This window comes from Massilia sp. CT11-108, from assembly GCF_047302915.1.
GTDB lineage: Bacteria > Pseudomonadota > Gammaproteobacteria > Burkholderiales > Burkholderiaceae_D > Telluria > Telluria orientalis.
Window position 1 is genome coordinate 1 of the sequence record NZ_JBKYMO010000148.1, and the last position, 12,112, is coordinate 12,112.

Consider the following 12,112-nt stretch of genomic DNA (forward strand, 5'->3'; position numbering starts at 1 on the left):
GAACCGCCCGGTGCGGACCCGCACGCCGGGTGGTGTGGCAGGGGACCGGCCAGACAACTGGCCGCCCCTATGCCGATCCGGTGCCTGCCGGCCTCAGTGCTGGTAGACGTTGGTCCAGTTGCCCGAGCCCGTCTGGTTGACGTTGGCCACGTAGCCTTCGCCGGCCTGGCTGACCGTCGCGGTGTTGCTGCTGCCGATCTGCGCAATCGTGGCCGCGTTCCTGGCGCCGGTCTGGATCAAGCTGGCCAGGTTGGTGTTACCGATCTGGCGGATGTCGGCGACCTGGCCGTCGCCGGTCTGGCTGACGTCAGCGGTGTTGCCCGATCCCTCCTGCCGAAGCGTGAGCGAGTCATCCCAGCCATTGCTCTGGACCGTACTTGCGCTGTTCGAGGTGCCGGTTTGTACGATGGTCGGGCCGGCGGCGTAGGCACTGTCGGTGATGACCGATGCGATATTTCCATCGCCGGTCTGGGTGACCTTCGGACCGTAGTACACGCCGTCCCGCTGGACGACCGTCACCCTGTTGCCCGTGCCGGTCTGCGACGTCTGGACACTCGTGTCGCCGCTGAGACTCTGTTCCACGCGGGCGACGTTACCGGTGCCGTTCTGGTCAACGACGACAGGGCTGGACGTGACGATGGCCTGCGTGATCGCGGCATCGTTCCCGTTCCCGCGCTGTGTGATGCTGGTGTCGAACCGACCGTACACCCTCACGCCGTCCTGCGTGATCCCTGCATTGTTTCCCGTGCCGTTCTGGCTGACCACGGCGGTCACGCCGCTGTTGGTGTCGCGCTGGAAGACGCCGCTGCTCGTGGCGCCGGGGCCGCCCACGTGGTTGTTGTTGCCAATCTGCGTGATCGATGCCGTCGTGAGCGGCCCTTGCGGGTCGTATGGTGTCAGGCCGACCTGTTCCGCGGCTGCGGTGTTGCCGCTGCCCTGCTGCGTGACCGTAATGGCCTGGCTCGATGCGACTTGGCACGCGCAGGCCAGGCTGATGCCGAGCGCGATGGTCGAGAGTGCGAGTTTCATGGAGTGCTCCTCGAAGTGGACAGGGGCGTTATCGAAAGCGATTCAGCGGCCCCTAATGCTGAACGATGGTGGCCGACTTGCCGTTGCCATACTGGGTGATGCGCGCATAGCCTTGCTGGCCGTACTGCTCGATACGGGCCGTGTTCGACATGCCCTGCTGGTCGATGCCGGCGCGGTTGCCTGCGCCTGCCTGCAGGATGCTGGCCGTGTTCCGCTGGCCGCTCTGCCACACGGAGGCTTCGTTGTCGATGCCCGTTTGCAGCAGGCTGGCGCCGTTGTCGCTGCCCGCTTGCGACACCGCTGCCCGGCTTTGTGCCGGAAGGGATGCCGCGGCAATGACCGTGGGCCGCACATCGAGTTCGGACGGGGCGAGATCGCCCGCGCGGGCGCCCGCGAGGATGCCGCCGGCCAGCAGCAGGCCGCAGGCGCCGTGCCGCAGCGCGTTCATGGCGCTCTCCCTGCGGCGGCCAGGTAGCGCCGCAGCACCGGATCGGCCATCCCGGCGTCGTCCTGCAGCGCCCAGTTCCCGGCCCGGATGCCCTGCGCGATCAGGTGCACCACGGCGGCCTCGATCGCCTCGCCGACGCACAGCTGCGTCGGCTCGTTGCGGGTCGTGCCGGCCTCGAATTCCGCCAGGTCCTTCACGTTGACGAACTTGAAGACGCTCGGATGCAGCTCGTACGAATAAATGGTCTTGGTGGTCGACACGCTCTGCAGGATCTGGCCCCCGCGGATATCGACTGTGCGCAGGTTGACCGTCACCTGGTCGACCCGGTACTGGGTGCTCATCCCGATACCGAGGAAGCGCGCGCCCACGCCGCCGGTGCGCACATTGCTCTCGTAGGCGACGACGCCGCCTTCGATCAGGACCGAGGCCGCCAGCAGGGGCGGCATCTGCACGGGCGGCGTCCCCGCCGGCTGCGGCATCTCCAGCGCGCGCACGATCTTGCGTTCGGTGAGCAGGTTCTGCAGGTTCTCGCGTTCCACCGGAATGAACCAGCCCGAGTCCTGCAGCGCGCGGATCAGCATCGACGACGCGCCCTGCGTCACCGCGGTGGAAAAGGAGCTGTCCGGCGCCGGCTTGTACTGGCCCGTCTGGTCGCGGATGCCGTACACGGCCACCGCGATCTTGCCCTTCGGCGGCGGCAGGGCCAGCAGGTCGCGCGTGACGGCGGTGGCGGGCGTCAGCCGGGCATTGTCCCGCACCGTCGAGGGCACATGGGCGCATCCGGCCAGCGCGCACAGCAGTGCCAACACGGCCAGCCGCGCGTTCATTGTCCCACCTCGAACGAGGTGACGGCGCCGGTCGCCTTGTCCGTCGTGGTCACGCGCAGCAGGCCGCCGCCCAGGTCGGTCACCGTGATGACGAAGTTTTCGGTCGAAAATGTCCCCGGCACGAGTTTGCCGTCCGCCCCCATCAGCTTCGACGTCGCGGCGGACGCGAGCTGGCTCAGCATCATGCGTTCGAGCGTCTGGTTGAACTGTTCGAGAGGGGACTGGTTCAGCGGCGACGATCCGCCGAGGCCCGACAGGCCATGCTTGTTGGTCGCCGACGCCGCACCGAGCAGGCCCGGACCGTTGGAGGGCGCGCCGCCGAAATTCGGGTTGACCGGCACGTAGACCAGTTCGGAAGCGCACGCGGCGGCGCCCCAGAGCACGAGGCTGCAGGCGACAGGCAGGGACAGTCGGTGGGACATGGCTCACTCCTTCATGCGGGGTCAGAATTCGTCGGGCGCGAGGTCGGCATCGAGGATGAGCGTGCGTTGGCGCTCGATGTCCAGGACGGCCTGGTAGGCGCTCTCGGCGGCGTTTTCGCCCAGCGCCATCAGCGCCGTGCGCGTGGGCGGCAGTTGCACCTGGAGCACCCGGCGCGGGCCGTACTCGACCCAGACCAGCGTGCCCCAGCGTGCCGACGGGCGCTCGCGGATGGCGATCGTGTAGCGGTCGCTGCCGGGCTTGTCGAGCCAGGCCGTGATGAAGGAACGGCAGAACTCATGACCCGCCACCGTGATGGGCTGGCTTGTCACGATGCCCCAGCCGTCCGGGTCGGGATCGCGCCCGCTGGCCTGTCCGGCGATGGCGCAGGTGGCGAGCAGGCATGCGAGGTGGCGGGCAATCCGGATCATCTGCAACCTTCATTGCTCAAAAGTTATAAAATAAGCAATATGGATAAGTGCAGTGTATCGAACGGACGAGCCCGGCCCATGACCACCGTCAGACCTCGAGGGGGTGCCGCGTTGTTTGATCAGAGCGGTGGACGCGGCAGATCGACCCATGCCTGGACCGACGCCCGCTCCCATTGTCTCTTCGCGTAGTCGGCAAGCCGCGCCGGCACGGCATCGCCGTTCAGGACGAGGCGATTCAGCATCACCGCGAGATCCACATCCGCGATACACCAGGCATCGAACAGGTGCGCGCGGTCCTGGGACAACAGCGTCTCCGCGACCTTGAACAATTTTTGCGCGGCCTGCTGCGCGACGTCGGACAAAGGCGCATCGGATGGACGATAAAACAGCACTTCCGTCGTACGCTCCTGGCGGATGGGCAGCAGGTCGCTTCTCAACCACGCCTGGATTTGGCGGGCGCGCGCTTTTGCCTCGGGCTCGTCGGGATACAGGGCGGTACCGGAATACACCTCATCGAGGTATTCCGTGATTGCCGAGGACTCGGACAAGCGAAAGTCGCCGTCGACCAGCGTCGGCACGCGCTGTGTCAGCGATGTGGCGGCATAGTCCGCCGAGCGGTTCGCACCCGCCCCCAGATCCAGCGTTTGCATATCGAACGGAATGCCTTTTTCCTTGAGCCCGACAAACACGGACATTGCATAGGGACTGGCATATTGGGCGTCGACGTAGAGAAGCATGAGGGTCCTTCGGCACCGTGGCCACTGTTGTTGGACAGAAAACGATAACACTAGATTATCTTTTTTGCACAGACACGGAACGCCATGCTCCGGATACCGGGTTCGACTCCCGGTGGATGATCAATGCACGAACGCCAGCTTGCCGAAATGCCGCGAACCCGCTGCCAGCTCGGCATAAGCCGCTGCCGTCTCGTCCAGGCCGAACCGCCGGTCGACTACCGGCACGATCCGGTGCGCCGCAATCGCCCGCACCGCTTCCTTCAGGTCCGCCACTGATCCCGTACTGTTGCCCACCACGCGCAAGGCCTTGCCGATGATGGAGAACAGGTTGACCGACGTCGCCGCGCCCGACAGGAAGCCGACCGTGAACACGGTGCCGCCCGTCGCCGCCGCGTGCAGCGAGCGTTCGAACGTGGCGTCGCCGACCGTCTCGACGACGAGGTCGGCGCCGCGCCCTTCAGTGATCGCCAGCACCGCCTTGTCCCAGTCCGGCGTCGCGCGATAGTTCACGAAGTGATCCGCCCCGAGCGCGCGTCCGCGCTCCAGCTTCTCATCGGATGACGACACGAGAATGACCGTCGCCCCGCTCGCCTTGGCGAACTGCAGCGCGAACATGCTGACCCCGCCCGTGCCGAGAATGACGACCGCGGAACCGGGCCGCACGGACGCCGAACGCACCGCATTCCACCCCGTCGTCGCCGCGATCGGCAGCGTCGCGCCCTGGGCAAAATCGAGGTGTTCCGGCAGCCGCACGGCGCTCTTCGCTGGCACCGCCACGTATTCCGACAGCGACCCGGGGCGCGTGATCCCGCGCATGGCCGCGATCCGTTCCGGCCGCATCGGCCCGTCGAGCCAGTCCGGCATGAAGTGCGGCACGACACGGTCGCCGAGCGCGACGCCCTCCACGTCCGCACCCAGCGCGACGATTTCTCCGGCCCCATCGGCGACAGGCACCATCGGCAAGGTCGCGCCGGGGAAGCTGCCCGTCGCGACGGCGACGTCGATGTAGTTCAGCGCGGCCGCGCGCAGGCGGATGAGGACGTCGCCAGGCCCGGGCTGCGGATCGGGCAAGGAAACGCGGCGGAACGCGGTCAACGACGGTTCGACAAGCTGGATGGCATACATGGCGTTGGCTCCTGTGAAATGAGACGCCCAGTGTGATTGCCAACGGAAAAACGATAAACTCGGCTTTTCTTGCAACATTTCCAACCAGGACTTGCGAATGGATTTGCTGGACAGCATGAAGGTCTACGTGCTCACCGTCGACAAGGGCAGCCTGAGCGCGGCTGCGGACGCGTGCGGCATGTCGGCGACCATGGCCGGCAATCATGTGCGCGCGCTCGAGCAGCGGCTCGGCATGCAGCTGATGCACCGCACGACGCGGCGCCAGCACGTGACGGCATTCGGCGAGGAATACTATGCGCGCTGCAAGGAGATCCTGCGGCTCGTGGCCGAGACGGATGCCCAGGCGCACACGATGCGGCTCGCGCCCGCGGGCAAGTTGCGCGTGAGCGCGCCCGTCACGTTCGGCACCGAGGCGCTGGCGCCGGTGCTGTCCGATTACCTCGTCCGCTATCCGCAAGTGGATGTCGAACTGGATATTTCCGATCGCTTCGTGGACCTGATGGAAGACGGCTACGAGGCCATCATCCGCGTCGGCCAGTTGCCGCCGGATGCGAACGTCGTCGCCCGGCCACTGGCGCCGTACCGGCTGATGCTGTGCGCGTCGCCCGACTATCTCGCGCGGCGCGGCGTCCCCGCGAACCCGGCCGACCTGGCCAGTCACGACCGCCTCGCGTTCGGCGCGGCCAGCATCAACCAGTGGCGCTTCCAGCACGACCACGACGTCTGTCAGGTGCCCGTCACCGGCCGCGTAAAAATCAACAACGGGCAGGCCTTGCGCACCGCGGCGCTGCACGGGCTCGGGATCGTGCTGCAGCCGACAATCCTGCTCGAGCCCGACGTGCGGGCGGGGCGGCTCGTCCAGCTGTTTCCCGAATACGGGTTGCCGGAGCGGCCGATGCACATCGTCTACCTGCCGGACCGGTATCGCTCGCCCAAGCTGCGCAGTTTTATTGATTTCATCGTTGAACGTTTTGGAGCGCCGAACCCATGACCGCACTGCTCATCATCGATATGCAAAAAGGCATGCTCAGCCCCACGCTGCCGCCCCGGAACAATCCACAGGCCGAAGCCAACATCGTCCGCCTGCTGGCCGCGTGGCGGGAGCGCGGCGAGCCCGTCGTCCTCGTGCGCCACATCAGCCGCGCGCCGACGTCGGTCTTCGCGCCCGGTCAGGGCGGCGCCGAGTTCCAGCAGCGGTTCATGCCGTTGCCGCACGAGCACGTCGTCGAAAAGAACGTGCCGGACGCCTTCGTCAACACGGGACTCGAACGCTGGCTGCATGCGCGCGGCATCCGCGACGTCGTCATCGCCGGCGTGAGCACGAACAATTCGGTCGAGGCGACGGCGCGCACGGCCGGCAATCTCGGGTTCTCGACGGTCGTCGTGGCGGATGCCTGTTTTACCTTCGAGAAGACGGATTTCGGCGGCACCTTGCGCAGCGCGGAGGAGGTTCATCTGATGGCGTTGGCGAACCTGCATGGCGAGTATGCGGACGTGCGCGCGACCGACGAGGTCCTGCGTTTGGCCGCTTAGAACTTTGTGACGAATTCTCTATTGGTCGGGAGCAGGTCTTGATCGACCAGCCTGGTCTCGATCGCGTTCGCCTTTTTGATGTGCTCAGGATTTTGCGCGTCGAAGGTTTCCGCTACGGTAATGATGAGGCTGCCTTGCTGGGCTTTACCTTTGTCATCCATGATCTTGATGACGTCAGCCGCTTCCGGAACCTGATGGGCATTGATCGCAAACGGTAGATAGAGCATCCAGCCTGCGCCAGGTCTGTCCGGGAAAACACTATTGTCCGAATAATCCGCTGGACCGACTTGGACAAGCATAGGTTTCCATATGCCGACGATATTATGAGTCAATTTGATAATATTTCGATAATCCTGCAGGGCTCCGACGTTTCGGGTTCGAAAACGCAAACGAGACGGAATCCGACCCGTGTCGTAACTGGTCGTATAGGTTGCGCCCTCGTCACCTTCTTTGCCGTTCCAAACACCTAAGCTTCTCAGATCTGTGGCAAGGTTATCCTTGTCAGCTTTGGCCATTGCAAGTGCTGCCATGCTTGGGCCGGTGTCTGTGAATGCGCTGTTCAGTAATGCTTGCTCTTGCGTGTCGGCTGGTGGGTACCATTCATCAAGAGGAAAGCCAAGGCTCTGCAAGGCAATGGCAAGTTTCCACAAATCTGTATATTGCGACTCGATTGAAGGGAGGACCGATCCGGTTCTGAAGTTGCAGCTAATTGTAAGGTTATAGCTCATGGCGTGAGGAAGGTGACAACAGGGAGAAAGGACTCTCGAAATTGCTTCGCGAAATAAGCACGGCTCAGTGGCTGCATAAAATGCCAGTGCAACTCTGAAGGTGGCGATGCGTCGATAACTTTGCTTTGGCGTCCTGCTTCGTCGAGGATTTTTTGCAGTCCAGTGTATTCAAAGAAAAATTTTGGCTCCATGGCCGACTCAAAAAATTGGTCGTAAAGTGCCTTTGCCTCTAACAGCAAGCATCCCTGTGACTTAAAGCCATCAAAATCGATGCCTTGAAAATTCCATTCTGTGTAGGGCGCGAAACCAGAAATACGGGCCTGATAAGCTCGCGATACCTCGGACATACTCCAGTTGCGCTTGACCAGCATACCGCCATCCGGCGGACACCTGTCACACCTATCTTTTGTCTTGGCATGTGTCCCAGCCTCCGCAATCGGCGCAGATTTGGCCTTGTCCGCAGATTCGACCTTGTTCTTGTTCACTTCATTGACCGCGACCGCACCGGCACCGGCAACAGCGGCAACACCGAGCGCCCGCAACAGGGCGCCGCCGGCGGCTTCGAGGATGGGAACTGCGAGCGCTGCCATTAATTCTCCCTCAGTCTGGACTTCACCCACGCGATCATGTCGGCGAACCGTTGTTCGACCGGCTGGCCCGGTTTCCTGAGCCAGGCATCGATCGCCGGTTCACGATAAAAATTCGGGGCAAAGGCTTCGTAATAAAGAAACTGGGTAATCGCGCCGCCATCCGTGAAACCCAGCGCTACGGCGTGCGCATACGCGCGTTCGAGGCGGTCCGGCAAACCCCTGTCGCTTGCGAGTTCGGGATGTTCCCTGACGATGTTCTTGCAGACTTGCTTGATGTACTGACGCTTTTCCAGCAGGTCCAGATGCGAGAGCTGTTCTTCGCTCAGTTTAAGCACGAGGCCCTCCCATGCATACTCTGCGGCCATCGTGGATGAAGTGCCATTCGTCGATGAGGTGGACGAACTCGGCGCGCTGCGCGTTGTTCATCGTCTGCATCAGGTTGCCCAGGACGCGCGGATCGTAGAACCGCAGCAGTACCTTGCGGCCATCCGGCAGTTGCGCGTCGAGTTTGAGTTGCAGCAGTTGGCTCAGACCTTCCAGATCGATCGCAGAGACTAACCACGATACCGATGGCAGCGCTTGCTCAAGGTCGTGCAGCGACTGCAACTGGTCAGGCGCCCTGACGACGTCGATGAGCCACGGGCCGGCGTGAGCGAGAGGCTCATCTTCCGTACCGAGAAAAATAGGACGGTTGATGCCGCGCTGATAAACCAGTCGCTGCCCGGTATGCTGTTCATACTGGAAGCCGTCAACCAACGCATAGAGCCATAAGGCAGTGTCAGCCTGTTGAAGGGCCCGGAAGTGCTCGACGATATCCACACTAGCTTCTCACTACCATGGCCGATCCTGCGGCAGCGGCTTTGGCGAGGCACTCCAGGCAGATGGTTGGCGCCTCCTGTGCAACCAGATGACTGGACATGTCGGTCTTTGCGCTGGCAACAGAAGCTGCGCCGTCGGGGCCGGAATGGTTGTCCCACCAGGCCGACGACTGGCCGGCGATCAGCGTCGCACCGCAGGCAGTCTTGTCGCCATGTCGCGCAACGGCTTGGCCGAACCCGGTCAGGTCGTCGGCGCCAGTGGTGATCGCAAATACACCTTTGCATTTCGGGCAGACCGTCAGGTCGCCAACGCGCGCCACGGCTTTGCCATAGACCTCCCACGTCATGTCGCCGCTGATGACGGTACCGCCGTGACTGGTGCGGTCGCCCATGCGAATCAAGGGTTTGCTCATCGATTTCCGTCCGGCTCAAATGTGAAATAGTCTAGCGGCAGAGTAACAAAAAGCCAGCCAGTTTTGTTGTCTGGCAATCACTCCCGCCTGAACCCGGACTTCACCCGCACGAGCACATCCGCGAACCGCTGCTCGACCGGCTGGCCGGGCCGCCGGAGCCAAGAATCGATCGCGGGCTGGCGATAAAAATTCGGGGCCGTCGCTTCGTAGCGGAGGAAGCGGGCGATGGCCTCGAGGTCCGTGAACCCCAGCACCACGGCGTGCGCATACGCGCGCTCGAGGCGGTCCGGCAGGCTGGCGTCGTGGGCCAGTTCCGGGTGGATGTCGATGATGGTTTGGCGGACTTCTGAGAGCAGGTTATCGGACATGGCGTCTCCTCGGTCGACTCGCCATTGTTCCTGCCGCGCTCACGGTATCCGTTGCGTCAACTCAGCTAGTTATCGAATACACTATTCCCGCGACACATTCCCAACCTGAAAGGAGACGGTATGACCATCAAATCGCTCATCGCGCTCGCATGCGCGCTGACCGCAGCCTCCGGCGCCCACGCCGCCGCTCAACTGCAAGCCTCGATGACGCTCGTGGGCCCCGACGGCACCGGCAAACCGATCGGCGCCGTGACGATCGCCGAATCGAAGAGCGGTCTCGTGTTCACGCCGAATCTGACGAACCTGCCGCCCGGGGCGCACGGGTTCCACGTGCATGAGATGGCCAGCTGCGGCACGAACGAGAAGGATGGCAAGAAGGTGCCGGCCGGCGCCGCCGGCGGTCACTTCGATCCGACCGGCGCCAAGCACCATGCCGGCCCGTCCGGCGACGGCCACCTGGGCGACCTGCCGCCGCTCGTCGTCGGGGACAATGGCGGGGCCAGCACGGCCGTGACGGCGCCGCGCCTGACCAAGCTGTCCGAAGTGAAGGGCAAGGCGCTGATGATCCACGCCGGCGGCGACAATTTCTCGGACCAGCCGAAACCGCTGGGCGGCGGGGGCGGCCGCATCGCCTGCGGCGTCATCCAGTAAGGGATTACAACCCCAGCGCCGACAAGCCGGGGTGATCGTCCGGCCGCCGACCCAGCGGCCAGTGAAACTTGCGCTCGGATGCCTGGATCGGCATGTCGTTCAGGCACGCATAGCGCCGCTGCATGAGGCCCATCTCGTCGAATTCCCAGTTCTCGTTGCCGAACGTGCGGAACCAGTTGCCGGAATCGTCGTGCCATTCGTAGGCATAGCGCACGGCGATGCGGTTCCCTTCGAAGGCCCACAACTCCTTGATCAGGCGGTAGTCGAGTTCCTTTTTCCATTTGCGGTCCAGGAAGGGGACGATCTGCTCGCGGCCGGTGACGAATTCCGCGCGGTTGCGCCAATAGCTGTCCGGCGTGTAGGCCAGTGCGACTTTTTCCGGGTTGCGGCTGTTCCAACCGTCTTCCGCCAGGCGGACTTTCTGGATGGCCGTTTCGCGCGTGAACGGGGGGAGTGGGGGACGGGGTTCGATCGTGGACATGAAGGCTCCTTGTGTAAATGAGGTAGACAGGTCTGTATCGTAAGCGAAACCAGCCTGATGCGGCCCATCCATCCAGCTAGTTGATGTAGACAGGTCTGTATCATATACTGGAGTCCCGCACTCCGCCCCCGACCTGACGACCATGGCCCAGTCTTCCGCCCGCGACCGCATCCTCGATACGGCAAAACGCCTGTTCTACCGCGACGGATTCCGCGCCACCGGCATCGACCGGATCGTCGCGGAATCCGGCGTGGCGAAGATGTCTTTGTACCGCCATTTTCCGTCGAAAGACGATTTGATCGCCGCGTTCCTCGACTGGCGCCACGACCACTGGACGTCGTGGTTCACGGCCGCCGTCGACGCCCGGCTCGCGCGCGGGGAAGGGCTGACTGCCGTGGCCGACGCGCTGGACGAGTGGTTCGCGCAAGGCGACTTCCGCGGCTGCGCCTTCATCAATGCCGTCGCCGAGACGGGCGCGGCGGACGATCCCCGCCACCGCGAGCAGGCCGTGCGCCATAAGCGCGAACTGGAGCGCTATCTCGGCGGCGTGGCTGCACGGCTGGGACTGGCGGCGCCGCACCAGGTGGCGGAAGAGGCGCTGCTGTGCGTGGAAGGCATGATCGTGAGGGCGCAGATGGATCCGGGCCCCGGGATCGTCGCCGCGGGCCGGCGCCTGCTCGCGCGGATCGAACGGGGTGCGTAACATTTTCCCATCTCTTTGTTACAATATTTCAATATATGCACACGTTGGGCTCGCGCCGCCTGCTATGATGGGTAGCTGAGCCGCTCCGGCTTGCCTCCGACTATCCACGATATGCCCTGGCCGTTCGATCCTGCATCCCTGGATGACACATCCGCCCGAAAGCCGGGCGACATGGAATTGCAGATGCGGCGCCACCCGTGGGAGACGACGCCCGTCGGTCCCGTCGCGCACTGGCCCTTCAGCCTGAAATTCGCCGTCCGCACGCTGCTCGATTGCCAGCTGCCGATGTACCTCGCCTGGGGCGACGCGTACACGCAATTCTTCAACGATGCCTATGTGCCGATCCTCGGCGCCAAGAAGGACGGGGCGCTGGGCGGCGATGTCCGTGAGACGTGGCCCGAGATCTGGCCGGTGATCGGCCCGATGTGGGCGGGCGTGCTGCAGGGCGAGCCGGTCGGTTCGAGCGACCTCGCCCTGACCATCAACCGCTACGGCTATTTCGAGACCTGCCACTTCGCCTATTCGTACAGCCCCGTCTGTGGCGACGACGGGAACCCCAAGGGCGTGCTGGTGACCTTCGTCGAGACGACGGAGACGGTGCTGGCCGAACGCCGCCGCGCCTTCCAGCTCGAACTGGCGGACATCCTGCGCCGCGAGACGGCGTCCGGTCCGCTGCTGCGGGCGGCGCTGCGCCAGGTCGGTGCGTACGTCGACGATGCCATCGTGACGTATGCGGAGACCAGGCCGGGCATGGATGCGGCCGTGATCCTGGAACAGTGGGACGGCGGCGCGCGCGCGCCGCAGTCCGGC

Annotated in this window: 18 protein-coding genes and 1 pseudogene; 5 read left to right on the forward strand and 14 right to left on the reverse strand. The window is 64.1% G+C overall.

What is annotated here, in order from left to right:
• Window positions 1-93 precede the first annotated feature (93 nt).
• The 7 genes from ACEN88_RS13935 to ACEN88_RS13965 form a co-directional block, all read right to left on the reverse strand.
• Complete coding sequence (locus ACEN88_RS13935; protein WP_413340434.1) at window positions 94-1,029, reverse strand: hypothetical protein; 936 nt, start codon at window positions 1,027-1,029, stop codon at window positions 94-96.
• A gap of 52 nt (window positions 1,030-1,081) precedes the next feature.
• A complete protein-coding gene (locus tag ACEN88_RS13940; RefSeq protein WP_413340435.1) occupies window positions 1,082-1,477 on the reverse strand; it encodes a hypothetical protein in 396 nt (131 codons plus the stop codon).
• The gene (locus tag ACEN88_RS13945) at window positions 1,474-2,304 is read right to left on the reverse strand and encodes a CsgG/HfaB family protein (RefSeq protein WP_413340437.1); all 831 of its coding nucleotides are present in this window, start codon (window positions 2,302-2,304) and stop codon (window positions 1,474-1,476) included. Before ACEN88_RS13945 ends, ACEN88_RS13940 begins: the two co-directional genes overlap by 4 nt.
• Complete coding sequence (locus tag ACEN88_RS13950) at window positions 2,301-2,726, reverse strand: curli assembly protein CsgF (RefSeq protein ID WP_413340439.1); 426 nt, start codon at window positions 2,724-2,726, stop codon at window positions 2,301-2,303. The genes ACEN88_RS13945 and ACEN88_RS13950 overlap by 4 nt, the downstream gene beginning before the upstream one ends.
• A 21-nt stretch (window positions 2,727-2,747) precedes the next feature.
• On the reverse strand, window positions 2,748-3,155 hold the full coding sequence (locus ACEN88_RS13955) for a CsgE family curli-type amyloid fiber assembly protein (RefSeq protein ID WP_413340441.1): 408 nt from the start codon (window positions 3,153-3,155) through the stop codon (window positions 2,748-2,750).
• 119 nt (window positions 3,156-3,274) lie between these two features.
• Window positions 3,275-3,892 (reverse strand): glutathione transferase, encoded by a 618-nt coding sequence (gene yfcF, locus ACEN88_RS13960; RefSeq protein WP_413340442.1) that lies wholly within the window; start codon window positions 3,890-3,892, stop codon window positions 3,275-3,277.
• A gap of 120 nt (window positions 3,893-4,012) precedes the next feature.
• Window positions 4,013-5,017, reverse strand: coding sequence for a zinc-dependent alcohol dehydrogenase family protein (locus tag ACEN88_RS13965; protein WP_413340443.1), 1,005 nt, complete (start codon window positions 5,015-5,017; stop codon window positions 4,013-4,015).
• Window positions 5,018-5,114: 97 nt separating this feature from the next.
• On the opposite strand from ACEN88_RS13965, the gene ACEN88_RS13970 reads away from it, so the two are divergent.
• Both ACEN88_RS13970 and ACEN88_RS13975 read left to right on the forward strand, forming a co-directional pair.
• On the forward strand, window positions 5,115-6,008 hold the full coding sequence (locus ACEN88_RS13970; protein WP_413340445.1) for a LysR family transcriptional regulator: 894 nt from the start codon (window positions 5,115-5,117) through the stop codon (window positions 6,006-6,008).
• Window positions 6,005-6,550, forward strand: coding sequence for a cysteine hydrolase family protein (locus ACEN88_RS13975; protein WP_413340447.1), 546 nt, complete (start codon window positions 6,005-6,007; stop codon window positions 6,548-6,550). Before ACEN88_RS13970 ends, ACEN88_RS13975 begins: the two co-directional genes overlap by 4 nt.
• Here the strand turns inward: ACEN88_RS13975 and ACEN88_RS13980 are convergent.
• From ACEN88_RS13980 to ACEN88_RS14005, 6 genes are all read right to left on the reverse strand, one after another.
• On the reverse strand, window positions 6,547-7,278 hold the full coding sequence (locus ACEN88_RS13980; RefSeq protein ID WP_413340449.1) for an Imm52 family immunity protein: 732 nt from the start codon (window positions 7,276-7,278) through the stop codon (window positions 6,547-6,549). The genes ACEN88_RS13975 and ACEN88_RS13980 overlap by 4 nt on opposite strands.
• Window positions 7,275-7,868 carry a restriction endonuclease fold toxin 5 domain-containing protein gene (locus ACEN88_RS13985; RefSeq protein WP_413340451.1) on the reverse strand — a complete coding sequence of 198 codons (594 nt, stop codon included), beginning with the start codon at window positions 7,866-7,868 and terminating at the stop codon, window positions 7,275-7,277. Before ACEN88_RS13985 ends, ACEN88_RS13980 begins: the two co-directional genes overlap by 4 nt.
• Window positions 7,868-8,203 carry a hypothetical protein gene (locus tag ACEN88_RS13990; protein ID WP_413340453.1) on the reverse strand — a complete coding sequence of 112 codons (336 nt, stop codon included), beginning with the start codon at window positions 8,201-8,203 and terminating at the stop codon, window positions 7,868-7,870. Before ACEN88_RS13990 ends, ACEN88_RS13985 begins: the two co-directional genes overlap by 1 nt.
• Window positions 8,196-8,687, reverse strand: coding sequence for a DUF4123 domain-containing protein (locus ACEN88_RS13995; RefSeq protein WP_413340455.1), 492 nt, complete (start codon window positions 8,685-8,687; stop codon window positions 8,196-8,198). The genes ACEN88_RS13990 and ACEN88_RS13995 overlap by 8 nt, the downstream gene beginning before the upstream one ends.
• Window position 8,688: 1 nt before the next feature.
• Window positions 8,689-9,099, reverse strand: coding sequence for a PAAR domain-containing protein (locus ACEN88_RS14000; RefSeq protein ID WP_413340457.1), 411 nt, complete (start codon window positions 9,097-9,099; stop codon window positions 8,689-8,691).
• A gap of 77 nt (window positions 9,100-9,176) precedes the next feature.
• On the reverse strand, window positions 9,177-9,467 hold the full coding sequence (locus tag ACEN88_RS14005; RefSeq protein WP_413340459.1) for a hypothetical protein: 291 nt from the start codon (window positions 9,465-9,467) through the stop codon (window positions 9,177-9,179).
• A gap of 120 nt (window positions 9,468-9,587) precedes the next feature.
• Between ACEN88_RS14005 and sodC the strand changes: the two genes are divergently transcribed.
• Complete coding sequence (sodC, locus tag ACEN88_RS14010; RefSeq protein ID WP_413340461.1) at window positions 9,588-10,118, forward strand: superoxide dismutase [Cu-Zn] SodC; 531 nt, start codon at window positions 9,588-9,590, stop codon at window positions 10,116-10,118.
• A 4-nt stretch (window positions 10,119-10,122) separates the two neighbouring features.
• Here sodC and ACEN88_RS14015 read toward each other — a convergent pair whose 3' ends face one another.
• On the reverse strand, window positions 10,123-10,599 hold the full coding sequence (locus tag ACEN88_RS14015) for a DUF1348 family protein (protein WP_413340463.1): 477 nt from the start codon (window positions 10,597-10,599) through the stop codon (window positions 10,123-10,125).
• 142 nt (window positions 10,600-10,741) lie between these two features.
• Here ACEN88_RS14015 and ACEN88_RS14020 point away from each other — a divergent pair, with 142 nt between their 5' ends.
• Entirely contained in the window at window positions 10,742-11,302 is a 561-nt protein-coding gene (locus ACEN88_RS14020; RefSeq protein WP_413340465.1) for a TetR/AcrR family transcriptional regulator, read from the forward strand.
• A 171-nt stretch (window positions 11,303-11,473) separates the two neighbouring features.
• A pseudogene (locus ACEN88_RS14025) lies at window positions 11,474-12,112 on the forward strand (hypothetical protein); the annotation flags it as partial.